Source organism: Segatella copri (assembly GCF_026015625.1).
Lineage (GTDB): Bacteria > Bacteroidota > Bacteroidia > Bacteroidales > Bacteroidaceae > Prevotella > Prevotella copri_H.
This window is the reverse complement of sequence record NZ_JAPDVG010000001.1, coordinates 3,269,867-3,293,573: the sequence shown is the minus strand read 5'-3', so window position 1 is coordinate 3,293,573 and position 23,707 is coordinate 3,269,867. Positions and strand designations below refer to the sequence as shown.

Here is a 23,707-nt window from a genome sequence, read left to right as displayed (position 1 = left end):
GATAAAATTAAAGTTGCAAAGGTAAGGGCGGAAAATCAAAACGCAAAACACAAACCTACGCAGAATGGAGAAGTTTGCACCGGCAATGTTAAAAGATTGGAAATCAAGGTGCTTGATGTAGCCTTTCGGGATAAGATAGAACGAAAAATCCCGAAGAAAGGCTTGCTGGTAAACCTTTCCTCGGGATGAACAAAAATGTATTCCTGCATGTCATACGTTTTATATGTCATACGATAAAACTGTAAAACGTTTGACATCGGCAGTTCTTCGTTCTTCACAGAAATGCTTGATACGACAGTGAATCAGTACGTCAGCAAGTCTATACGACAGTGAATAACCGATGCCTCAAAGATGCGAGTTTTTCAGCTAAAGTAATTAGTCCCTCCGTAGAGTTGCAGGACAATGGCTGTTTTCTCTTTTGCTCCGTACAGCCTCTTGAAGATGGCATTACGAAGTTGCATAGCCCCATTAGAGGTGAGACGGAAGCAAATGGCAACAACCATAGGGAATCCATACAATGTTTGCCAAATACCCTTGGAAGTTTCTTGTCTTTGTTGGACTTCCGACATAGACAACATGCCTTCTTTATATATGACTTGTATCACAGAGTTGAGTTTTGGGGCGGTAACATGAAGCATATTGACCAATTCTCCCTCACTCATCCACAAGTTCTCCAAGTTGGACGGAATGGAAAGTATTCCATTTCCGTCCACGGTGATTACAGTCCTTTTCATACCATTCCTCCCATAACAGGCAAGTGCCCCTTGATTCGACTTTCAAAGACTGCTATGTCATGGTCAAGTTTGTTGCTTGTCACCTTGGCGTATATCTGCGTCGTGGTGATGTTTGTATGGCCAAGAATCTTGCTCACGCTCTCTATCGGCATACCATATTCCAAGGCTAAAACAGCCCAAGAGTGGCGAGACACGTGAAATGAAACCCGCTTCTTGATGCCACACATTGCAGCAACTTTCTTGATGCGCTTGTTGATGTTGCTAAGATTGCCGATATTGAATACGTGGCTTCCTTTTCTGAAAGACTTGTATCTCTCAATAATCTGCATGGGAATATCCATCAACTTGATTTGAAAAGGTACACCAGTCTTCTGACGCTTGGACACAATCCAAGGAGCACCGTTTATCATGCTGATGTTATCTTCCGTCAAGTTCTTGATGTCGATGAAAGAGATACCTGTCCAACAACCAAAGAGAAAGAGGTCTCTCGCAAATGCCATATTCGGGTCTTCCAACTTCATCTCTGTCATGGCGGTAAGCTCGTCCAAGGTCAAGAACTCACGTTCCTTGTGATCTGGGTCAACGTGGTACATGGCAAACGGATTTCTTGGTATCTTGCCGTTGTAGTGAGCTGCCGTTACGATATGTTTCAGTGGTATGGAGTAAATCCAAATAGAGGACTGCGCAAGTCCTACAACATTCTTCAAGTACAGACAATAGTCACGAATGAACTCCTCTGTAAGCTCATTCATGGACATATCGCTGCGCTTGTACTGATACTTGATGAACTCGGCAACATACTTTCTTACCGTCAGATACTTGCGGTAGGTGTTCTTGGCTCTGTCCTTGCCTACACGCTTGGCAAAGGCTGCGTTCTCCTTGTCAAAGGCTCTGAGCAAGGTCTCGTACTCTGTGCCTATGCCTTGGTAGGCATTTCTCACCATCTCAGCTGTAACGAACGCCTCACGGTCGGAAAGGCGTTGGTAATGCTTGGCGATTTGAGCCTTGATGTTGTCAAGCGCAAAGTTCACCTCCTTGGCTTCCTTGCTCTTGCCAATGGCTCTGTTGCCCTTGGCATCCCAGATAGCCTTGGTCACGCTCTGCTTGCAACTGAACTGTGCGATAGTTCCGTTGATTGTCACTCGTCCCATGATAGGGACAATTCCGTTTCTCTCCTTGCTTCCATTTATATAGAAGACTGTCTTGAAAGTGCATCTCATAATTCTTACTTTTTTGTTCGGTGCAAAATTAAACTATGAGAGCTGCATGACAAAACCAAAACTTACGCAGAATGGGGAAATATGAACCGTCACCGTTAAAAATGCTTATTAGGGCGTTTCTGCGAGGTAATGATTTGAAAGCGTTTCTATTTCATCAATCTGCGTTTTCCGCATTTCCTTGTCTGTGCCACTTAAAGCCAACGGCTGCCACAACCACTTGAAACTCAAAATAAAAGCATCATTCTGCTATTTTTTGCTTTTTTAGGCGTTATTTTCTGAAAAAAGTAGTATCTTTGCACCGTAATTGCATTTTAACTATAAGACGACAATGAAAATAACAATTATCGGAGCAGGTGCTATGGGCGGTGCCATGGCTGAAGGACTCTTGCAGAGCGAGAAGTTCACTCCATCAGATATTACGGTATCTGACCATAACCAACCAGTATTGGATCACTTCGCAAACGAAGGAGCCAGCGTAACTCTCGACAACCAGTTGGCTTGCCACGGTGCAGACATCGTATGTGTGGTAGTAAAGCCATGGTGCGTAGAGAAGACATTGAAGGGTATCAAGGATGCACTCAACTACAAGAGTCAGAAACTCGTAGTGGTAGCAGCCGGTGTGCCATCAGCCAACATCAAGGAGTGGCTGGACAAGGATGGTATCACCCCAACCTTCTTCCTCGTGATGCCAAACATCGCCATCGCCTACAAACAGTCGATGACCTTCATCACTCCTATAGATGCATCTGCCACAGAAATCCAGCAGATTACAGAAATCTTCGATGAATTGGGCGAAAGCCTCATCATGGAAGAACGTCTCTTCCCAGCAGCTACCGCTATGTCGTGTGCCATCGCTTACGCCATGCGCTATGTAAGAGCCAATGTAGAAGGCGGCGTAGAGATGGGCTTCAAGGCAAAGGATGCCCAGAAGATTGTCTTGCAGACCATCAAGGGTGCCGTAGAGCTGCTTCAGGAAACTGGCGAACACCCAGAGGCTGCCATTGATAAAGTAACAACTCCTGGCGGCTGTACCATCAAGGGCCTCAATACCATGGAACAAGGCGGCTTTACCAGCGCAGTAATCAATGGTTTATTGGCAGGAAAAAAATAAGAAAATGATACAATGAATGCTGCACAGATTACTTTATTTGTGCAGCATTTTCGTTTTTATAAGCACAAAGAGTTTTAAAAACGTAAGTTTTTTGAGCCGTTTTAAATATTTTTCGTATCTTTGCGCTTACATTTCGAAATTGCCCATCAGCAACTGTTCGATGTATTATCAAAGCAAACAATAAAAAGAATATTTTATGGACGAAGCAATCAAACAAATCGGTGAAAGGCTGAAAGGTCTCCGCGAGGTTCTCAATATTCCTGCCGAGGAAATTGCAGAACTGTGCGAAATCAGTCTTGATCATTACCTCAAGATAGAATCCGGTGAGGCGGATCCTTCTGTTTATCGCCTGTCAAAAATCTCTAAGCGATACGGCATCGACCTTGACGTATTGCTCTTCGGCGAGGAACCTCGCATGAAGGGATACTACGTTACCCGCAAGGGACAGGGACCGGAGATAGACCGCAACAACCAGTATAAATACCAGAGCCTTGCCGTAGGATTCAAGGATAGAAAGGTGAATCCGTTCATGGTACAGGTGGATCCGTTGCCAGGCGACAAGAAACCGAACAAGAACGGACACGACGGACAAGAATATGATTATGTGATAGAGGGACAGCTCGAAGTAACCATCGAAGAGAAGGTGATGGTGCTGAATCCGGGCGACAGCATCTACTTCGACAGTAGAAAGTCGCATTGTTTCCGCTCACTCAACAATGAGCCAGCCAAGTTCCTTTGTATAATTATCTAGAAGAGTAACTATGATCGAGAGATTTCTAAAACAGACAAAATTTACTTCAGAGCAAGACTTCAAGGAGCATCTGGAGTTTATCATACCAGAAGATTTCAACTTTGCCTACGACGTGATGGACGAATGGGCAAAGATCAAACCAGACCACGTGGCGCTGCTTTGGGCAAGTGAACGTGGCGAAGAAATCCGTTTTACATACAAGGACCTGAAGGAGCAGAGCGACAAGGCTGCTGCTTACTTCCAGAGTCTCGGCATCGGTCACGATGATAAGGTGATGCTCATTCTGAAGCGTCACTATCAGTGGTGGCTCGCCATGCTCGGTCTCCACAAGTTGGGCGCCGTAGCCATCCCTGCCACCCACATGCTTACCAAGCACGACATCGTTTACCGCAACAATGCAGCAAGCGTGAAGGCTATCATCTGCTGCGGCGATGATTACGTGGTAGAGCAGGTTAATCAGGCTATGCCAGAAAGTCCGACTGTCAAGACATTGATTAGTATCGGTCCGGATATCCCTGAAGGTTTCCACGACTGGATGAAGGAATGGAACGAATGTGCTCCTTTTGTTCGCCCAGAACATGTAAACTCTAATGAGGATACCCTGCTGATGTACTTCACATCGGGAACCACTGGCGAGCCAAAGATGGTGGCACACGATCACCTCTATGCCCTCGGTCATCTGACCACGGGTGTATATTGGCACAATCTCCACGAGAACTCCATCCATCTTACCGTAGCCGATACCGGTTGGGGTAAGGCTGTATGGGGCAAGCTCTACGGACAATGGTTTGCCGGAGCCACCGTCTTCGTCTTCGATCACGAGAAGTTTACGGCGGATAAGATCATGCGCCAGATTGAGAAGTATCACATCACCTCTTTCTGTGCCCCTCCTACCATCTACCGCTTCATGATACAGGAAGATTTCTCCAAGTATGACCTCAGCAGTCTTGAATACTGCACCACAGCGGGTGAGGCAATGAACCCATCCGTGGCAGAGACCTTCCAGAAACTTACTGGTGTTCAGATTTACGAGGGCTTCGGACAGACTGAGACCACGATGACACTCGGAACCTTCCCTTGGATCAAGCCAAAGCCAGGAAGCATGGGCAAGCCAAACCCACAATATGATGTTCACATCCTTCGCCCAGACATGACGGAATGCGAAGATGGTGAAAAGGGCGAGATTTGCATCCGCATCGGCGATGACAAGCCTATCGGCCTCTTCAAATATTACTATCGTGACGAAAAGCAGACCAAATCGGTTTGGCATGATGGTTACTATCATACGGGCGATATGGCTTGGCGTGATGAGGAAGGCTACTTCTGGTTTGAGGGCAGAATCGACGATGTGATCAAGAGTTCGGGTTACCGCATCGGTCCTTTCGAGGTAGAGAATGCCCTGATGACTCACCCAGCCGTAGTAGAGTGCGCCATCACCGGTGTGCCAGACCCAATCCGCGGTATGGTAGTCAAGGCAACCGTCGTACTGAAGGATGAATACAAGAGTATGGCGGGCCCTGACCTCATCAAGAAGTTGCAGGATCATGTGAAGCATGAGACTGCCCCTTATAAATATCCTCGCATCATCGAATTCGTCGATGAACTGCCAAAGACCATCTCCGGCAAGATTCGAAGAGTAGAGATTCGAGAAAAAGACAATAAAAAATAAAAAAGAATGCGCTGGGAGGGCAGGTTTTGTTTCCTGCCCTCACCCAGTATGTCAACATAAAAGAATTTATGAGACGAATAGTAGTAAAGGTGGGCAGCAACGTACTGACCCGAGAGGATGGACATTTGAACGTAACTAGAATGTCGGCTTTGGTTGACCAACTGGCTTGGTTGAGAAGGCACGACTACGAGGTGATACTCGTATCTTCTGGTGCCGTAATGGCAGGAAGAGGCGAGCTTCAGGTAGACCACCAGCTGGACAGTGTAGAACAGCGACAGTTGTTCTCTTCGGTAGGTCAAGGCAAGCTGATTAGATTGTATTACGACTTGTTCAGAGAATACAACATCAAGGTGGGACAAGTATTGACCATGAAGGAAAATTTCCTCGCCAAGGAACAATACCAGAACCAAAAGGCTTGTATGGAACTGATGTTGGAGAACGGCGTGCTCCCTATCGTGAATGAGAACGATACCGTGTGCCTCACCGAATTGATGTTCACCGATAATGACGAGTTGTCAGGCTTGATAGCCAGGATGCTGAATGCCGATGCCTTAGTTTTACTTTCCAATGTGGATGGCATCTACAATGGCGACCCTTCCCTACCGACCTCCCGCATCATCCCTTCAGTATATTACGACCGAGACGTGAGCGAGTATGTGAGTGACGAGAAAAGCAGCCATGGCAGAGGTGGTATGATCTCCAAGTTGAAGACCGCACAGGATGTAGCCAATGCGGGCATCAAGGTCATCATCGCCAACGGTAACACGCCCAACATCCTCATCGACTTGAAGGAGCATCCGATGGAAACCCTTCATACTGAGTTTGTGGCAAGACCGCTAAACAAGTAAAATCATTAGGGATAAGAAATACAGAAACCTAAAAAAGCAGCAAGCCTATTTATAGACTTTGCTGCTTTTCGTTTTTATTATGAATAGTTGATACGTTATTCCAATACCAATACGTGGCTCGTTCCATCGGTCTGGCTGAATACATTCAAGCCGACTTTCATCAGATAGTCACCGCTGTACTGCTTGCCATTGCACTCCAAATCAGATTCCTTTCCAGGCATCAGATTGGTCTCCTTTACGGTATAAACCTTATCGGCATCCAATCCCTGCATCTTCACATTCATCATAGGCTCCTTGTAGCGTGGATGCAAGTCGTAAGCAAAGAGAACGGCACGCTGCTTGTCCTTACTTACATAGTTAATGGCACAGTGGTTGCCTTCGTATGGAGAAACCAGGCGATACTGGTCGCCCTCGAGAATCATAGGCTTCATGCTATCGTAGTTCTTAACAGCATTCTGCACAAACTTGTATTCATCACCAGAAAGCGACTTGAGGTCGATATCAAAGCCCAACTTACATGAACTGCAAACATCGGTGCGGAACTTCACACTGGTATTCTTGTTCCAGTTAGTTACATGCGAACCCATGGTCTTGGCTGGGAAGAACTTTGACAGGCTCCACTGGATGTAGAGGCGCTCGTATGGATCAGTATCGTCTGAACACCAGAACTCAGTGAAATACTTCAGCATCTCGTAATCCATTCTGCCGCCACCACCAGAGCAGAGCATCATCGGCAACTTAGGATACTTGTTATGAATACGGGTAAGCACCTTGTAGATACCACGGACATGATCGATATAGAAATTACCCTGATTCTCCTTATGATATGGAGAATAGATGTTGGTAATCACACTGTTGCAGTCCCACTTGAAGTAAGCCACATCCGGATTCTCCGTCATGATACGATCCACGATGCCGAACACATAATCCTGTACCTTAGGATTACTGATATCAAGTACCAGCTGGTTGCGGTAATAATAGGTATCACGCTTTGGCTGCATGATCACCCAGTCGGGATGCTTCTCAAAGAGTTCACTCTTAGGATTCACCATCTCTAGCTCAATCCAAATACCAAACTTTACACCAGCCTTTTTGGCATCTCTTACCAATCCAGGTATGCCATCAGGCAGCTTACTCTTGGTAGCCTCCCAGTCGCCGAGACCTGCATGGTCGTCCTTACGAGGATACTTGTTGGCAAACCAACCATCATCAAGCAAGAACATATCTACACCCAGGTCCTTGGCATCCTTCATCAACTCAGCAAGACTCTGCTGGTTGAAATCGAAGCCTGTATTCTCCCAGTTGTTCAAGAGCGTAAGGCGATCTTCCATACCCATGTTTACCTGATACTGGCGAGCCCAATTGTGCAAATTACGGGAAGCCTCACCGATACCATTATCGCTCATGGCAAAGATAAACTCAGGGGTAGTGAACGTATCACCAGCCTTCAGTTTATAATTAGAGGCGTATGGATTAATGGCAGGAATAACACGAAGGGCTCCCACGTTATCTACCTCGAAGGTAAAGCGGAAGTTGCCAGGCCATCCGATGGTTCCAAGCATCACCTTGCCCTCATTCTCCTTGGCAGGCTCATCGAATCCCAGTTCAAAGAACGGCTCCTCCTGCATGGCTGCACGGGTACCCAACTTGGTATCAACAATTTTCTTACCGGCAGTCAACTGGCAAGTTTCAGGCTGGCCTTCCTTAGCCCAGTCGCTATGATAATTGGTAACGAAATACTTGTTTGCCGTGAAATAAAGCATTGTAGAGCTATATCTCCAAAGCGTAACCGGAGCTTTCTCCTTATGAGAAATTTCGCTCCATGCCTTGATGACGTTCTCCTTAGGATAAGCTGCATAGTGGAGTTTCACGGTCAGCGGATACACCTTGTCCTTAAGCGTGATGATGGTCTCAACACCTCCACTGATAGCCTTTTCTTCAGAAGACTGATAATACAAATAGGTGGTCATATTACCATCTGCATGGGTCACTGCCACTGCCGGCTCGAAGAAATCTTCAGCACCAGAGGTTGCATAAACCTCATGACCTCGCTGGCAGACGGAGCCATCAGAAGCCGCATATACATCCCACTTCAGATGATTGTAATCAGAAGGATTCTTCAACTTGTCACCCAGATACACTTGGTAGAGGCGACCCTTAGGAGAAACTTGCATCACGAGGTCGGTCTTGTCGGTTGACACTCGGATGGTCTTTTGAGCAGATGCCATGATAGATGTCATGCACATCGCTGCGATAATCATAAATACCTTTTTCATCGTTCTTTGGTTTTTACGTGATTGCTTTGTTATAATTAAACGCTATAATTCTTTCGTTATTATCTTAGAATTTGATTCCTGCAGAGAATTCCACCGTGAACGGACGGAGATAGCTACCACTCATGTACTTGCCGTCATATTTGCCAGCTTCCTGCTTGGTAATCAGCTCAGAGCCGCTAATGGTACCCTTGGCACCCTTCTCGTTGAAGATATTGATGACACTCACGCCAAGGCTCAGTTTCTTGTTCACATTCCAGTTGATTCCGCCGAAAGTCTCCCAGTGACCATTGAAGTAGAGTGCCTCCTGAAGGTTGGCATAGGTCTTACCGAAGTAACGGAAGCTCAACCAGGCATTCAGATTCTTGGTGATATCATACTTAGGGTCCAACTCGATAAGAACCTGAGGAATCTCCTTGACAATCATATTGTTGGCATTCACACCCATAGACTGACCGTCACTGAACGTTACGCTCGCATTATAGTTCTTATACACCGGCTTCTGATAGGTGAAGAGTGCATGCATGTGGAAGTTCTTGAACGGATTGATTTCTGCCGAGGTTGTCCAACCCAAAGTCTGGATATTATAGATGAGCAACACGGTCTTGCCCTCTGTAGTGCCAGGCTTGGTAAGATTCTGCTGGTCGATATTGTTCGACTTTGATATGTAGGTCACCATTGAAGAAAGGTCAATCCAATCATTCTTGTAGAAAATACCACCACGAATCAGTGGGATGGTTACTCGCTTATACTGCTCCTCGGTAGGACCTGTACCTGCATACTCGCTGATGCGTGGGAAACGGGTGGCGATGGTAGCATCGGCTGTCAGACCAAACTGGCGGGTCAGGTTATACGTCAACTGCAAGGTGGCTGCATAATTCAATTTATCCTTGGTTACGTTCTTTGCTTCGATGCTGTGCTCGGTAGCAACAACAGAACCATCAGCAGCAGTGGCGTATGTTTTATAGTTACCCATGTGGAATCCTGAGAAACGTGGAGTAGAAATCTGCTCGGCAGACATGCGGTAGTACTCCAATCTACCACCATAGAACACCTTGAACTTAGGACTTACCTTCCATTCGTCGGTAAAGTAGAGTGCCAACTTGTTCTCTGAACCCTTGGTGTATTCTGGACTCAACTCATTATAACCGAAAGTCTCAGAACGATGAGCCGTCTGCGTAGGATCAAGGGGATTGACATATTTCTGGCTCAATGTGCGTGGATAAGCTTCTACGGTGCCTGCCCACTGGAACGAAGACGAATAGTAATTGAGATGGTAATACCACTCGTTCAAACCAATCATTAACTTATGGTTGTTCAACTGCTTGGAGATTTCGGTAGTCAAAAGCGCATTGCTAACCTTACCAACATGCAACCAGGTGCGACGGCCTTCTATATAGCCACTGTAGGCAGATCCATCAGAAAGCTGATAGCCATCAGCCTCGCTCACCTGAGAGATGGTACTTCCTCCGTAATCCACATAATTGGCACGTGGAGCATTCATATACTTGGCGTTGAATTTCCACAACCATCCATTATCAAACTGATACTGGCTGATGAGGGCTATTTCGTTGGCATGATTCTCACTGCCATCGCTCATATTCCATGTCTCCATCTTTCCTGACTTTGTATTCAAGTATTGGAAAGAACCTTGACGCTGCACGTATGAGTCCATACCAGGGTCAAAGCCATCAATCTTCTTGATACTTCCGTCGCCAGAATAGATAAATGGGGCTGCATTGGCAAAATTGCCAGGGTTCTTGCTGTTGGAATACTTATATAATAAGGAGACACGTCCCTTTCCATCATTCAAGATACGAGTGATACCGAAATGATAAAGTTGGGTACGGTCGGCATAATCAGTAAAGCGAAGCTTGAAACTACCTGGATCGAAATTCTGATACATACTGGCAGTATAAAGCCAATTAGAACCGATTCCACCAGACAGGTTGAGATCTACATTCTGCATACCAAAATGGTTTGCCTTATAGTTAAGCTTGCCCTTGAACTCTTTCTGTCCCAACTCGCTGAAAGAAGAAACAGCGTACGCAATATTACCTGTAGCAATGGCAGACTCAGATGGAGTCATCAAGTCGGTACCTTTCAATGAGGCATCGCTTCGCCAATGGGCAGAGAGTTTGTGTACGGAAGAAGAGTAAACGGCAGGAAGACCGTTTTCATATACGGTTACATCCTCGCTTGGCAATCCTATCTGGATTTCACGAGGCTTGTTGGCATCAGATGCGTTGAGCATCACATTACGCTCTTCCTTTTTCTCCTTGTTTTCAGAATCGTCAGAAGGAAGTGCATACACTTGGCTTGCAACTGACATCGCTACCAAAGCCATAGAAAATGTACGGATTCTTAAGTTCATAATTCTACAGTTGTTTATTCTTTGTTTGACATGATTTCACTTGCTACCGAATGCGATTCGATTGCGGTTGCAAAGTTAAGGAGATTTTTCAGACATTAGCATCATGTGTAGGTTATGAGTAGATAAACATTAGGTTTGTTAAGTCTATAACCTTCTAATAATCAAGCTATCAAAGATATTAATACTTTTTAATAGAGTAGATGGTAAAAAGAGAAATAAATGTAGTATCTTTGCAGAAAAATACAATTATAAGGCACTCTAATAGCCTATCAGATAGTAACAATAACAATTAAAAAGATAGTTATGAAAGTAGTATTGTGGTTCTTAATGATGTTTATGCCATTAATGGCAAATGCTTCTTCCGTAAACGAGGAACAGCTGTTCCATCGTTTAGACAGTTACATCGCTCAGCGAAGCAAGTTTACCCAAAGAAAAGAAGCGAAACTGCTAAGACTCAAAAAGCAACTATACACAACTTCCGACAAGCACAACCAGCTTAGGCTCTATAACCAGATCTACAGGGAGTATTATACCTACCGTTACGACTCTGCCATGACATACGCCAAGAAGGGCTACCAGCTGGCAGAACAGCTTCAGGATGATTATTTCATCAACCTGAATAAAATCAATCGTGCGGCAGTGCTGTCAACAAGCGGTTTCTACAGCCAGGCAGAAGACTTAATGCTAGCAATGGATGTGGAGAAAATGTCACCTAAGTTATTGCAATACTATTATTATACCTTGACTTGGGTATATAACTACTGGGAAACTTTCTGCAACAAGTCGGAGTTTCAAGAAGGATTAGAAGCCAAGAAACGTTTTTATTTAGGCAAGACTCTTGAGCATATCGGCAACAAGGAATCCGCTCTTTATTACTATCTTTCAGGAGAATTAGAATATCTAAAACAGCGTACCAGCAAAAAGATGCTTCAGTTCTACATAAAGGCGCTTTCAGCCAGTCCCCTGAACAGCCGTGTGTATGCCTCATCGGCTTATTGCATAGCCCGCTATTATTATGATACCGACCAAAAGGATTTATACGAAAAGTATATTGTAGAAGCAGCTATTTCAGACCAGATATGTCCCTTGAAGGAGAATCTGGCCCTTCAGGAGTTTTCCACCTATCTATATAATAAGGATGCCTCCTATGCAAAGAGGGTTGCCAAATACCTCTATTGCTCCATGGAGGATGCCCAATTCTACAACAACCGTCTCCGCATGGTTGAGATTTCACGCATACTTCCCCTTATCACAGAAACAAACCATCAGGCAGAAGTACGCAAGAACCGCATCGTAACAGCATCTCTCGTCATCGTGAGCATCCTGTCGCTAGGATTCCTTGCCATGGCTTTCTTTGCATTCAAGATGAACAAGCGTCTAGCCAAGAGCCGTAGGGAGATAAAAAGCCAAAATACGCTCTTGGACGGACTGAACCAGAAGCTGCTCAACACCAATAAGCGAAGAGAGACCTATATGCATTTATTTATGGACATCAGTGCCGTATATATCAGGAAATTGGATGATTATCGCAAATTGGTAAGCCGCAAAATCAAGGCAAAGCAAACTGCCGATCTTCTGACTGCCATCAACAGCTACAAGTTGGCAGAAGAAGAGGCTGCCAACTTCTATATTCGCTTCGACAAGGCATTCATTGACTTGTATCCGAATTTCGTGGAAGAGTTCAACCAACTGCTGTTGCCAGAAAAACAGATTGTTCTCCCTGCCCCTAACAGTCTCACCAAGGAACTGCGTATCTATGCACTGATGCGACTGGGAATTACGGATGGTCAGGAACTAGCCACCCTCCTGTTCTATTCTACGCAAACCATCTATAATTACAAGGCAGCCATCAGAAAGCGAGCCAAAGACCTCACCACTTTTGATGCAGCCATCAACCGACTATGCAATGTGATAGGCTAATAAATGGCAGAAAGTTGAGGAACAGCCTCAACTTTCTGCTAGATTCTTTTGTACATGCAAGAAATAATTGTACTGCTTAAACTAGCCAGAGAATATGGTTGCTTAAGTAAGAGAATGTGGTTGCTTAAGCTTACGGATACAGAATCTCGGGTTAACGGAGATAGCTTCTTGAGTTAGCGGAGACAGTTTCTTGGGTAAGAGAATACTGCTTCTCGGAGTTTGCCACTAGGCTCAGCAGCTCTGCTGAGCCTAGTCAGCAGGTCTGCCGACTGCAGTCAGCACATCTGCTGACTATAGTGACAACACCTATAAACGTACGAATACAATTCTCTTGTGATACAACATCATCAACAATATATAAGAGAATAAGGAACGTTCTTCATAGAACTATCTTTTGACATTTAAAGATAAGCAAGAGGGCAGTGCAGACAAACTTAAAAAGAACAGAAGCAAGGCAAAAAGAAAATTTTTCCTTTAAATTTCTGGGTTTTATTTTGCTATTTCAAGAATTATCCTTATCTTTGCAGTTGGAATCGAATCACACTATTGTGAGGACTTCCATATTTTTGATGGTTAAATTAGCGTTTGCTATTCGGTCATGCAAATTGGAACGTAGGAAATTTCAAAAAGAGCATTAGAAACGACAGATAGTGAACGTCCGCTATATCGTGGGCGTTACTTGTTGTTCTAATCAGCTTTTCCTACGGCTGCAATTTGGACAAGTTTCGTCCACGTGTTTGTATCCGTAGGTTATGTAGAACGATGGCTTCGCAATCTATCCAGTCAACTAATTTAATAACATTAAAAGCTTAGCTATCGGCATAACGGGCAAATTTTATGAAAAAGATACATTTTTCTCTTTTGGCGATTCTTTTCGCCTTGTTTGCAATGGTGTCTTTCACTGCTTGTTCTTCAGATGACGAAGACACGCCTTCCACAGAAGATGTCCAGACATACATCATTGGAATGTGGCAACCTACACATGTAACAGGCTATGACTGGGATGAAAATGACAAGCCTGCTAAAGTAGATAAGGACATAGACATTGATGATGCTATCTCTTTCGAATTCAAGCAAGGTGGCACTTTCAATGAGTATTTTTGGACTGGAAACAAATGGAAAATAGATTGTTCCGGAGAAGCCTATACTATCTCAGGCAACAAATTAACTACATACGAAGAAGATGGCATCAACGTTTTAGATGTGTATACCATACAGAGTATTAATTCGACAACTATGGTTTTAAAATACAATCTGGATGGCAACGCCTCATATCCTAGTACTATCACATTCAAGAAGATTAAATAATCAAAAGATAGCATCATAAATGGCAGAAAGTTGAGTATGTACCTCAACTTTCTGCCATTTTCTTTTGCATATTCAAGAAATAGTTGTACCTTTGCCATGACATAAAAGTTGTAACACTAAAGATGTAATGGCGTATGAAACTAAATAACAGGAAATTAGCAAATCCTTTCATCTACCAAGGTTATGAAAGTCCCGAGTATTTCTGCGACAGAGAGGCTGAAACAAAGACTTTGATATCGCACCTGAAGAATGGAAGGAACGTTACCCTCATTTCTCCTCGAAGAATAGGAAAAACAGGGCTTATAAAGAATACATTCTATCATCTGGATAAAGAAGAGAAGGATACAGCATGCCTATACCTTGACATATTCGCCACTAAGAACTTGCACGACTTTGTGGAACAATTTGGCGTAATGGTTATCAATGACATCGTCCGCAAGAACTCCTCATTCATAGAGAAAACCATCGCCTTCTTTAGTGCCTTGCGCCCTGTACTCAGCATGGATCCATTAACTGGTGAACCTAGCGTATCTATCACAATAGAGCCATCCCAAGAGGACATCACTATCCGCAGCATCTTCAACTATCTAAACGAGAGTGGGAAAGAGGTATATATCGCCATCGATGAGTTTCAGCAGATTGCAGAATATCCAGAGAAAGGCACAGAAGCATTGCTACGTTCTTATATCCAGTTTGCCCAACATGTGCATTTCATCTTCTCCGGCAGCAAGCATCATCTGATGGCTGAGATATTCGGCTCTCCGAAACATCCATTTTACCAAAGCACTGAGATGATGGGACTGAAGCCATTGGATTGCAGCATTTATTATGACTTCTGTCAAAACTTCTTTAAGCAGAAAGGCGGTAATCTATCGAAGGATGTTTTCGAACAAATCTACCACCAGTTTAATGGCCATACCTGGTATATTCAATGCATCATGAATCGCCTCTATGAAACGGAGCTTACCATTTACTGTATTGAGCAAGTGAATGCCGCCTTACTCTCCATCCTACAAGGCAGGGAACCTCAATTCGAAAACCTGGTTCAGTTCTTCACAGAGAACCAGTTCTCGCTTCTGAAGGCTATTGCCAAGGATAGCATTGTTGCCCAGCCTACCTCAGGCAAGTTCATCAAGGAGCACAAGTTGAATGGAGCAAGCAGCGTAAAGGCTGCCCTAAAAGTCCTAGAAGACAAGGAATTGGTATATAGGACAAATAAAGGCTATATCATCTACGACAGATTCATGGATTTGTGGTTAAAGAGAATATAAACAAAAAAATGTGCTTTAAACGTGCGGAATGTGTCTAAAAAAGACAGATTCCGCACGTTTAAAGCACATTTCTCTCCTAGAAAGCCGTACATCTTACAATGATTATGACCATGGGATTATCCGACAATCCTTATGCTCGGGATGGTCAGTCGGTAGTAACAATGGACGACTTGTTTGTTCTTTGGTAAGCAAAAGGTTGTATCATAAATGAGAGGGTGTGCCATTAGTCTATGACACACCCTCGAAACTTCCTCCAAGAATTTAAAATTAATAGTTGAAATATACTTTCCCATAAAGAGCTGTGAGAGCAAACCATTCAAAATTATCTACTATAAATTGTCCATCACCTAATGATACTTTTTGAGCTCTAATCGTGCCATTATTCATCCAACGTCTAGCACCAGAATGATATTCTGCTACTACATAAGGACCTTCATACTGACCTATTCTAGCACAAACACGTATCTTGACTCTCACAAATCTTCCATCCTGTGCTTTCACATACCCACCAACCACACTCGTTTGAGATATTGGTGGAGTTGGAGCACCAAAGCCATAAGATTGAATTGAAGGTACCGATGGAACAGAAGGCACATTAGGAACCAATGGACGTCCTGTATTAGCATCCAAAGGTACATACTCAAAAGCCTGAGCACTCATGCCTAACGAAAACGCAGCGAACAAAGTCGCCAATAACACTTTTTTCATAATTTTATTGTTTAACAATTAACTTAATACACAAATTAATAAATGGTTATTACTTCTTCATCAAATCATACAGAAAATATTTATCGTCACCATAACGATGCAACATTATAGCTACTATTCCAAAATTCGGCAAATTTGTAAACGTAATCCAATACATATTATTTTCAGAATCATAAGCTTCTACAACACCATCCTGATTGATATTCGTCAACCATAATTTGAGAATCGTCCCATCCGTATTAAACGTATAAATCCCCTTTTTATAATCAGGAGGATTTGTATAAGTTATTACGGTCTTCAACTTTATCAATTCACTAAAGTCGCCATTCCCTATTCTAATGCTAATATAATTACTATTCCAAGTAATCGCATTAGCAAATAAGCTCGCCATTCCTAATAGCATAGATAACAACAATTTCTTCATATCTTTAATTATTATGTTCATAACCGACAATCAATTTACCTATAAAACTTGTCACCAGTTTTTCCTTTACATAGCCCTCTGAAGTCTTTTACCATTTCGCCCCACATCATTCATATAATAGGACCCTTCTATATTTTCCTATCTTGCATGCACTATAGAATTGCGCAAATGGCGACAAAAATCGACAATCAGAACTGAATTCTTAGTAAAACTCAATGTATACTTCCCATCAAGTTTCACTTTGTCAATATCATCAGTCTTTGAATACTTCAACTTCTTCTGGAGTTCATCACAAAAGAAACTATAAGCAGAAAGATTATACCCTTTAAAATCTGAGCACTTTTTCATTTGACTTATCTCCTTTAATAGATGAAGACAAACTTTGCTAGAATATTCAATTCACTTTTCAATCCATTATATACCATTAGCATCCTCATATGCCATTAGCTTCTTTTGGCTTCAAAAAGTTTATTATCACATAAACACAAAAACGTGGAGCCAGTCTGTCGCCCGTTCCACGTGTTGAGGCCTTCGCATTGCCCTATTAGTCGAAACGAGCAACGCTGAAAGCCCCACGCAAAAGTGAATATATAGTACACCATATCGCGCCATGCGCTTTAGCACACAGCGACAATTAGGATATATATAATACACCCCAGGGGCGTCCTCGTTACTTTGTTTTTGACTAATAGTTTGAAGTTGCGAAGTTCCAACACGTCAAACACAAAGCGTTCAGTACGCCTTTATGTATATGTATCAATCCCTTAGCCTCCACCCTTAGGGCTTCCAGCTTGGATATGACACCGCAAAAATAAGAAATAATATCGAAACCTCCAAACTTTTATCGAAAAAAGTGAAGAGAAAGATTGCTTTTTTCAAAAGAAAGCACTATCTTTGCACCATAATTATATAAAAACAAGGAATATGGGAGCAGTATATGTAATACAAGGAATATTGATTTACATTTACGCCTTTGACCATAATCCACCGCACATTCATGTACGAAGTGGAGAAGGTACTTTTACGATTACTATCAAAGACAGAATCGTAGAAGGACGTGCTAAATCAAAGACGATTCGTCTGATTAATGACTTTATCGACGAACATGAAGATGAAATCATGGAGCTTTGGGGTAAAGCCCAAAGAGGAGAAACAATAAAGAAAGTACAACGATAAAAACAAAAGACTATGATTTTAACGATTAAAGATGTAGACTACTTAGGAGATTATACTCTTCTTTGTACTTTTAATGACGGAGTAAAGAAAAAGGTTGACTTAACCTCGCTCTTAAAATACCCAGCATTCAGCGAGTTGAAAGACAAAAACAAGTTCATTCAATTCGGATTAGACCAAACAATATTTTGGGCTAATGGTGCCGATATTGCGCCAGAATATCTCTATGAGCATGGAGTAACAGCAGACAACTAAACAACATGAAATCGGACAACGTATAGTGGAACAGAGCGGAGCATCACGTGCTGAATATGAAAAGCATGTGATAGAGGTCGCTTAGGCCGCTCTTACAGAGGAATTCGGGAATGGATCTCATATACGAACATTGCCAACTACAAAAGATTCCATCTGACGTTCAACGACTTACAAATTCTTCAGACAGTGTCTGAGGAATTCAACAATCCAATTCAACAGGCACTGCCTGCTGAATTATCTCCGCACTTTCAAAAAGGGCAGACACCGCCTGCCCAATTCTAACTACGCCTTCTTCCTTGGTCTCATTACGAGCGTCTTATACGAGTAGAAGACAAGAATGCACGTGAATGGTATGCAAAGGAGGCACCATTACAAAAAGGTCAGGCGCTGCCTGACCTTTTTAAATCTCATTTTCCGTATAACTATACATTTATCTATAAAATCATCACTTTTTCTTGCATAAAGTTTGCAATTTCCGATATTTATGCTTACCTTTGCCGTTGTTAAGAGGGAACTCGTAACACATTACAAAATATCTTATCATAAAAATAAGAAAGGAAATAGCGAATGGAACTGAAAGAGACTTTCCAAAAAGTGAAGGCAGCTAGCAAAACACTTGGTTTGCTAACTGATGAACAACGTAATGAAATCCTGCAGGCGGTGGCTGACGCTATCATCGCAGAAACTCCTGCGCTCCTTGCAGCGAACGCAGAAGACTTGGCGAAGATGGACAAGGCGAACCCGCTCTACGACCGATTGCAACTCACAGAGCAGCGACTCCAGGATATTGCTTCGGATATGAGACACGTCAGTACACTGCCCTCACCGCTCGGAAAAGTTCTCAAAGACAAGACGCTCGAAAATGGTTTGCATCTGCAGCGAGTAGCCGTTCCATTCGGAGTTATCGGCATGATTTACGAGGCTCGTCCTAATGTGACTTATGATGTTTTCTCACTCTGTTTCAAGAGTGGAAATGCGTGCGTACTGAAAGGTGGAAAGGATGCAAACGCCTCAAACTCAGCGGGTGTCGAACTTATCCACAGGGTGTTGATAACTTTTGGTATTGATCCGAATGTTGTTACATTGCTCCCTGCTACCCATGAAGCTACCGGCGAAATGCTGAATGCCGTGGGCTATATTGACCTCTGCATTCCTCGTGGAGGAAAGAAGCTCATCAACTTCGTCCGTGATACTGCCAAAGTTCCGGTTATCGAAACCGGAGCCGGTGTGGTACATTGTTACTTCGACAAGGATGGCGACCTGGAGATGGGCAAGCGCATCATCACCAATGCCAAGTGCCGAAGAGTGAGCGTATGCAATGCGCTCGACTGTTTGCTGATTCACGAAAGCAGATTAAGCGACCTCCCTGCCCTCTGTGAAGGACTCGCCGAGAAGCAAACCAAGATTCATGCAGATGCCAAGGCTTACGAAGTCTTAAAGGGACACTATCCAGACACCTTATTATATAAGGCAGAGGAAAGCGATGCAAAGATGAAAGAGGCTGATGCCAACGTGAAGAGTATCTGGAACACCGAATGGCTCAGCATGCAGATGGGAATCAAGGCCGTGGTTTCAGAAGATGAAGCACTCGACCATATCGCCACTTACGGAAGCGGACACAGCGAGAGCATTGTTTCCAACAATGAAACTGCCCAGAAAAAGTTCCAGGCGATGGTAGATGCAGCCTGCGTTTATGTGAATGCTCCAACCAGTTTCACCGATGGCGCACAGTTCGGATTGGGCGCAGAAATTGGCATCAGTACCCAAAAGCTTGGAGCACGCGGACCAATGGCGCTAGAAGAAATTACCACCTACAAGTGGCTGATTACAGGAAATGGACAAACAAGGAAGTGAAGAGTGAAGAATTCAATAGCTTTATATTAGAAATAACAAATAAAAAACGAAATAACAATGAAGACATTCTTTAATGTTGAAGACCTTGGCGACCTGAAAGCAGCGCTCGCCGAGGCACAGGAAGTGAAAGCAAACCGTTTCGGTTATCAGGAGTTAGGCAAGAACAAAACCTTGCTGATGATATTCTTCAATAACAGTCTCCGTACCCGACTGAGTACACAGAAGGCTGCGATGAACCTGGGCATGAATGTTATCGTACTCGACGTGAACGCAGGTGCATGGAAACTGGAGACAGAGCGTGGCGTTATCATGGATGGCGACAAGAGCGAGCACCTGCTGGAGGCTATCCCTGTGATGGGTAGCTTCTGCGACCTTATCGGTGTTCGTAGCTTTGCCGGTTTGAAAGACCGAGAGTATGATTATGCCGAAACCATTGTAAACCAGTTTGTAAAGTACAGCGGCCGCCCTGTCTTCGCTATGGAGACTGCTACCGTTCACCCACTCCAGGCATTCGCCGACCTCATCACCATTGAGGAGCATAAGAAGGTGGCTCGTCCTAAGGTAGTCCTGACCTGGGCTCCTCATTGCCGTGCCTTGCCTCAAGCTGTACCAAACTCATTCGCCCAGTGGATGAATGCAGCCGATGTAGATTTCGTGGTTACTCACCCTGAGGGATACGAACTCGATCCTAAGTTCGTAGGCAATGCCAAGGTAGAGTACGACCAGAAGAAGGCGCTGGAAGGTGCAGACTTCGTTTACGCCAAGAACTGGAGCTGTCCGGGCGTGAAAGACCCAGCACAGTATGGCGAAATCCTGAGCAAGGATATGAGCTGGACCATCGACGAGGAGCACATGAGCTGGACCAACGATGGTTGCTTCATGCACTGTCTGCCAGTTCGCCGTGGCTTGATTGTAACCGATGATGTCATTGAAAGCAAGAACAGCCTGGTGATTCCAGAGGCAGCCAACCGTGAGATTTCAGCCGAGGTTGTCATCAAGCGCATGCTCGAATCACTCTAAAGCAGGAAATAAGAAAAAGATAGGGGGAAGTAAAGGAAAACAAGCCTTTATTTCCCTCTTTTCCGTTCTATCCAGCCTGTTCCTATCCCCATATCTCGGTATTTTTATCATTTCATCCTGTCTGTTTTCTTATATCTCAGATATTATCCGTACCTTTGCTGCCGAAAAAAAGAAAAACGAGATGGACAAATACATAATACTTTCACCAGAAGCTAAGGGTTCATTCAATGATCGCCTTAACTTTCTGTATCTAAAACTAGGTAACTTTCTCGATACAGAGAAACTGGAAAACCGTACCTTGCAATATTGTAAGGTATTCCTCAGCGACGCCCAGAACCAGATAAAAGAGTTAGAAGAATCTCTCCTTTATCAGGAGTTTCTGAAAGGCACAAACCTCACTATCGTGGAACAGACTCCACTGAATGGCAGCAAGGTGAGTCTGCTGATCAAGACAACGGACTCCCAGACTCCCATTCTCTTCCACAGTCTTCGCCTTACAGAGGAGGAGGCTAAGGGAAAGGATTCGTACGAACAGACCCGTCTTCTCTTCAATAAATACCTGAAGACTATCGAAGGTACGGATATGACAATGGAACGCAACCTGATTCGCACCTGGATATACGTCACCAACATCGATGTAAACTATCAAGGCGTAGTAGAAGCCCGTAATGACATCTTCGATAAAGAGGGATTGACAGCCGACACCCACTACATCGCCAGCACAGGTATCGGTGGCGCCACTCCGGTACGCCATGCAGCTGTAGCCATCGACTTCCTCACCATCCCCCATATCAAGGAAGAGGACAAGAAGTATCTTCAGGCACTCGAACATCTGAATCCTGCCCATGAATATGGAGTAGCCTTCGAACGAGGAACCCGGCTTACGCTACCTACCCATACTCTCCATCCAGAAGGAAGCCAGCAATTCAAGCAACAATACTTCATCTCCGGTACAGCCAGTATCGACAAGCATGGAGATGTGGTCTATGAAGGAGACATCGTGCGCCAGACCGGCAGACTGCTTGAGAACATCGGCGCCCTGCTGAAAGATGGCGATGCCACGATGAATGATATCCAATACTTCATCATCTATCTGCGCGACATCTCCGACTATCATACGGTTGACAGACTGATGCAGCAGTTTTATCCACAAATCCCCCGCATCATCGTGGAGGCAAAAGTATGCCGCCCCGGCTGGTTGATAGAAATGGAATGCATTGCAGAGAAGGAATTATGTTCTACAGAATAAGGAATTATAAAGATTCCGTTATCTAACCTTTGTCGGAATCCTCTTATCACTCATGATTTCATTTCCTGCCGCACGGGCATCCAGCTCTACTGGCTTGGATGTGAAATCAGGGGTATTATAGGAATCCAGCAACTCATCGTAATACTTCTTCGGATTGCGCTGTGGCAAGAGGAACGGCTTGCTTACATTGCCCTTGTCATCAATGCAGGCAAGATAAAGACGGGTATAGAGACCGTCACCGCGACGGGATGTAAAGACAAACCAATGGGAATCCTTGCTCCAGTTGTGCCAGCTATCTGTATTCCTGCTATTGGCAGCCGTCATTGGTCGCGCCTGTTCCGTCTTCAAATCCAGCAACCAGTTATCCGCTTCCTTATGCCAGATAGGGAAACAGCCATAATCACTCATCGTAAACATGATGTACCTGCCATCATACGAAGGACGGGGATGGGTAGCACTCTTGCCCAATTCGCGGGCATTGAAGATGGTATCCACCTGGTTGCCAAACTTACCCGTAGCCGCATCGAAACCAATCTTGCAGATATTATACTTGATATTCTTATACCCGCTTGGGATAGGCTCTGCTGTAGAAGAGCAGAAATAGAGCGCCTTGCCATCTGGTGAGAATACCGGATAAGTCTCGTAATGGTCTTTCGTCATCAGGAGCGAATCCAATATCAACTCATGGGGTGATGGCTGATAAACGAAGACATCTGATGCCTGGTCGAAAACTTCAATTCGCTCATCCTTCACGGCATGGAAACTCTGATGGGTGGTATTGGTACTGTAGGCGCAATACTTGCCCGACGGATGCCAGTAAGGATAAACCATCGAACCCTTCAGGGAATCATTCTTCGCCTTCAGCCACTCCCGCTTACCGTTCTGAGAAACCAAGGTAGCACCATGGTCACCACGCACATGGAAGGTAAACTGGTCAGGATTGGTTCTGTTTGCCGTATGACAATTGAGACAGGCACCCGGTGCTGCGGTATTCTCTAGAATTGCCGTTTCCTCAAAGTTACTCAAGTTGCGCTGATAGATGCCCAATTTGCCATACACCTCATAACCAGGAGCGATGCGACGATAAGTCACCCCCCAGTCATCAAGAGCGTATGGACTGACATGGATATCGAAGTCCTTATACTGCGTCCAGTTACCCTTCTTTTCCACATAAACAGTAACTTTCAAATCTCCACCCCTATTTTGAGCAAGCAGATGATGCCATTCATCGATATCGAAATTTGCGTAGTCGCCTTCACTTTGAAGTTCACCTATCTTTGATCCTTCTACCACTACATTAACAGATTCCGCATCTATATCCTCCACATTGAAGTTGAGAGGAGCAATCGTTGCGGGCACAGTAACTCCAATATAATCAGGATAAATCTTTGGAAGTTGATTTGCTTGGATGGGATTGGTGGGCACAAGAATTCCCGGTTTGGACATACAAGAGCCAAGTCCCAACATGCCCCCCATGAGCAATAATTCCATAAAATATTGTCTGATATTCATCATTAATCTATATTATAATCATGCCAAATGTCC

Annotated in this window: 18 protein-coding genes and 1 pseudogene; 12 read left to right on the top strand and 7 right to left on the bottom strand. The window is 44.1% G+C overall.

Going from position 1 to position 23,707, the window contains the following annotated elements:
* Positions 1 to 362: 362 nt before the first annotated feature.
* Positions 363 to 734, bottom strand: a complete 372-nt coding sequence (locus ONT19_RS13630; RefSeq protein ID WP_117664364.1) for a hypothetical protein — start codon at positions 732 to 734, stop codon at positions 363 to 365.
* Complete coding sequence (locus tag ONT19_RS13625; RefSeq protein WP_089544308.1) at positions 731 to 1,954, bottom strand: site-specific integrase; 1,224 nt, start codon at positions 1,952 to 1,954, stop codon at positions 731 to 733. The genes ONT19_RS13630 and ONT19_RS13625 overlap by 4 nt, the downstream gene beginning before the upstream one ends.
* 328 nt (positions 1,955 to 2,282) lie before the next feature.
* Here ONT19_RS13625 and ONT19_RS13620 point away from each other — a divergent pair, with 328 nt between their 5' ends.
* The 4 genes and pseudogenes from ONT19_RS13620 to proB all read left to right on the top strand — a co-directional run.
* On the top strand, positions 2,283 to 3,065 hold the full coding sequence (locus ONT19_RS13620) for a pyrroline-5-carboxylate reductase family protein (RefSeq protein ID WP_264953110.1): 783 nt from the start codon (positions 2,283 to 2,285) through the stop codon (positions 3,063 to 3,065).
* Between the two features lie 196 nt (positions 3,066 to 3,261).
* The gene (locus ONT19_RS13615) at positions 3,262 to 3,816 is read left to right on the top strand and encodes a helix-turn-helix domain-containing protein (RefSeq protein WP_006847542.1); all 555 of its coding nucleotides are present in this window, start codon (positions 3,262 to 3,264) and stop codon (positions 3,814 to 3,816) included.
* Positions 3,817 to 3,826: 10 nt separating this feature from the next.
* Positions 3,827 to 5,485, top strand: coding sequence for an AMP-binding protein (locus tag ONT19_RS13610; protein ID WP_153080071.1), 1,659 nt, complete (start codon positions 3,827 to 3,829; stop codon positions 5,483 to 5,485).
* 68 nt (positions 5,486 to 5,553) lie between these two features.
* A pseudogene (gene proB, locus ONT19_RS13605) lies at positions 5,554 to 6,321 on the top strand (glutamate 5-kinase); the annotation flags it as partial.
* Between the two features lie 107 nt (positions 6,322 to 6,428).
* Here proB and ONT19_RS13600 read toward each other — a convergent pair.
* On the bottom strand, positions 6,429 to 8,609 hold the full coding sequence (locus ONT19_RS13600) for an alpha-galactosidase (RefSeq protein ID WP_264953109.1): 2,181 nt from the start codon (positions 8,607 to 8,609) through the stop codon (positions 6,429 to 6,431).
* 64 nt (positions 8,610 to 8,673) lie between these two features.
* Positions 8,674 to 10,953 (bottom strand): TonB-dependent receptor, encoded by a 2,280-nt coding sequence (locus ONT19_RS13595; RefSeq protein WP_264953413.1) that lies wholly within the window; start codon positions 10,951 to 10,953, stop codon positions 8,674 to 8,676.
* 330 nt (positions 10,954 to 11,283) lie between these two features.
* Between ONT19_RS13595 and ONT19_RS13590 the strand changes: the two genes are divergently transcribed.
* The 3 genes from ONT19_RS13590 to ONT19_RS13580 all read left to right on the top strand — a co-directional run bounded on the left by ONT19_RS13590 (position 11,284) and on the right by ONT19_RS13580 (position 15,479).
* Positions 11,284 to 12,900 (top strand): DUF6377 domain-containing protein, encoded by a 1,617-nt coding sequence (locus ONT19_RS13590; RefSeq protein ID WP_264953108.1) that lies wholly within the window; start codon positions 11,284 to 11,286, stop codon positions 12,898 to 12,900.
* 837 nt (positions 12,901 to 13,737) lie between these two features.
* Positions 13,738 to 14,208, top strand: coding sequence for a lipocalin family protein (locus ONT19_RS13585; protein WP_153085338.1), 471 nt, complete (start codon positions 13,738 to 13,740; stop codon positions 14,206 to 14,208).
* Positions 14,209 to 14,342: 134 nt separating this feature from the next.
* On the top strand, positions 14,343 to 15,479 hold the full coding sequence (locus tag ONT19_RS13580) for an AAA family ATPase (protein ID WP_153085337.1): 1,137 nt from the start codon (positions 14,343 to 14,345) through the stop codon (positions 15,477 to 15,479).
* A gap of 267 nt (positions 15,480 to 15,746) precedes the next feature.
* On the opposite strand, the gene ONT19_RS13575 is transcribed toward ONT19_RS13580, so the two are convergent.
* Positions 15,747 to 16,187, bottom strand: coding sequence for a hypothetical protein (locus ONT19_RS13575; RefSeq protein ID WP_264953107.1), 441 nt, complete (start codon positions 16,185 to 16,187; stop codon positions 15,747 to 15,749).
* A gap of 49 nt (positions 16,188 to 16,236) precedes the next feature.
* Positions 16,237 to 16,611 (bottom strand): hypothetical protein, encoded by a 375-nt coding sequence (locus tag ONT19_RS13570; RefSeq protein ID WP_203055292.1) that lies wholly within the window; start codon positions 16,609 to 16,611, stop codon positions 16,237 to 16,239.
* Positions 16,612 to 17,535: 924 nt separating this feature from the next.
* Here ONT19_RS13570 and ONT19_RS13565 point away from each other — a divergent pair.
* The 5 genes from ONT19_RS13565 to ONT19_RS13545 all read left to right on the top strand — a co-directional run bounded on the left by ONT19_RS13565 (position 17,536) and on the right by ONT19_RS13545 (position 22,162).
* Positions 17,536 to 17,787 carry a DUF4160 domain-containing protein gene (locus tag ONT19_RS13565; RefSeq protein WP_153085334.1) on the top strand — a complete coding sequence of 84 codons (252 nt, stop codon included), beginning with the start codon at positions 17,536 to 17,538 and terminating at the stop codon, positions 17,785 to 17,787.
* A 12-nt stretch (positions 17,788 to 17,799) separates the two neighbouring features.
* Entirely contained in the window at positions 17,800 to 18,039 is a 240-nt protein-coding gene (locus ONT19_RS13560) for a DUF2442 domain-containing protein (protein WP_153085333.1), read from the top strand.
* A gap of 567 nt (positions 18,040 to 18,606) precedes the next feature.
* Positions 18,607 to 19,893 carry a glutamate-5-semialdehyde dehydrogenase gene (locus ONT19_RS13555; RefSeq protein WP_264953106.1) on the top strand — a complete coding sequence of 429 codons (1,287 nt, stop codon included), beginning with the start codon at positions 18,607 to 18,609 and terminating at the stop codon, positions 19,891 to 19,893.
* A 57-nt stretch (positions 19,894 to 19,950) separates the two neighbouring features.
* Positions 19,951 to 20,913 (top strand): ornithine carbamoyltransferase, encoded by a 963-nt coding sequence (locus ONT19_RS13550; RefSeq protein WP_022121112.1) that lies wholly within the window; start codon positions 19,951 to 19,953, stop codon positions 20,911 to 20,913.
* Positions 20,914 to 21,094: 181 nt separating this feature from the next.
* Positions 21,095 to 22,162: a Rid family hydrolase gene (locus ONT19_RS13545; protein ID WP_217755585.1), complete on the top strand. Its 1,068-nt coding sequence runs from the start codon at positions 21,095 to 21,097 to the stop codon at positions 22,160 to 22,162.
* An 18-nt stretch (positions 22,163 to 22,180) separates the two neighbouring features.
* Here ONT19_RS13545 and ONT19_RS13540 read toward each other — a convergent pair whose 3' ends face one another.
* Positions 22,181 to 23,638, bottom strand: a complete 1,458-nt coding sequence (locus tag ONT19_RS13540; RefSeq protein ID WP_418858787.1) for a TolB family protein — start codon at positions 23,636 to 23,638, stop codon at positions 22,181 to 22,183.
* Positions 23,639 to 23,707: the final 69 nt, after the last annotated feature.

What these genes read in the sequence shown, in the direction of transcription:
- ONT19_RS13630 (WP_117664364.1), bottom strand. Translation starts at nt 734, where the DNA reads ATGAAAAGGACTGTAATCACCGTGGACGGAAATGGAATACTTTCCATT.
- ONT19_RS13625 (WP_089544308.1), bottom strand. Translation starts at nt 1,954, where the DNA reads ATGAGATGCACTTTCAAGACAGTCTTCTATATAAATGGAAGCAAGGAG.
- ONT19_RS13620 (WP_264953110.1), top strand. Translation starts at nt 2,283, where the DNA reads ATGAAAATAACAATTATCGGAGCAGGTGCTATGGGCGGTGCCATGGCT.
- ONT19_RS13615 (WP_006847542.1), top strand. Translation starts at nt 3,262, where the DNA reads ATGGACGAAGCAATCAAACAAATCGGTGAAAGGCTGAAAGGTCTCCGC.
- ONT19_RS13610 (WP_153080071.1), top strand. Translation starts at nt 3,827, where the DNA reads ATGATCGAGAGATTTCTAAAACAGACAAAATTTACTTCAGAGCAAGAC.
- ONT19_RS13600 (WP_264953109.1), bottom strand. Translation starts at nt 8,609, where the DNA reads ATGAAAAAGGTATTTATGATTATCGCAGCGATGTGCATGACATCTATC.
- ONT19_RS13595 (WP_264953413.1), bottom strand. Translation starts at nt 10,953, where the DNA reads ATGGCTTTGGTAGCGATGTCAGTTGCAAGCCAAGTGTATGCACTTCCT.
- ONT19_RS13590 (WP_264953108.1), top strand. Translation starts at nt 11,284, where the DNA reads ATGAAAGTAGTATTGTGGTTCTTAATGATGTTTATGCCATTAATGGCA.
- ONT19_RS13585 (WP_153085338.1), top strand. Translation starts at nt 13,738, where the DNA reads ATGAAAAAGATACATTTTTCTCTTTTGGCGATTCTTTTCGCCTTGTTT.
- ONT19_RS13580 (WP_153085337.1), top strand. Translation starts at nt 14,343, where the DNA reads ATGAAACTAAATAACAGGAAATTAGCAAATCCTTTCATCTACCAAGGT.
- ONT19_RS13575 (WP_264953107.1), bottom strand. Translation starts at nt 16,187, where the DNA reads ATGAAAAAAGTGTTATTGGCGACTTTGTTCGCTGCGTTTTCGTTAGGC.
- ONT19_RS13570 (WP_203055292.1), bottom strand. Translation starts at nt 16,611, where the DNA reads ATGAAGAAATTGTTGTTATCTATGCTATTAGGAATGGCGAGCTTATTT.
- ONT19_RS13565 (WP_153085334.1), top strand. Translation starts at nt 17,536, where the DNA reads ATGGGAGCAGTATATGTAATACAAGGAATATTGATTTACATTTACGCC.
- ONT19_RS13560 (WP_153085333.1), top strand. Translation starts at nt 17,800, where the DNA reads ATGATTTTAACGATTAAAGATGTAGACTACTTAGGAGATTATACTCTT.
- ONT19_RS13555 (WP_264953106.1), top strand. Translation starts at nt 18,607, where the DNA reads ATGGAACTGAAAGAGACTTTCCAAAAAGTGAAGGCAGCTAGCAAAACA.
- ONT19_RS13550 (WP_022121112.1), top strand. Translation starts at nt 19,951, where the DNA reads ATGAAGACATTCTTTAATGTTGAAGACCTTGGCGACCTGAAAGCAGCG.
- ONT19_RS13545 (WP_217755585.1), top strand. Translation starts at nt 21,095, where the DNA reads ATGGACAAATACATAATACTTTCACCAGAAGCTAAGGGTTCATTCAAT.
- ONT19_RS13540 (WP_418858787.1), bottom strand. Translation starts at nt 23,638, where the DNA reads ATGGGGGGCATGTTGGGACTTGGCTCTTGTATGTCCAAACCGGGAATT.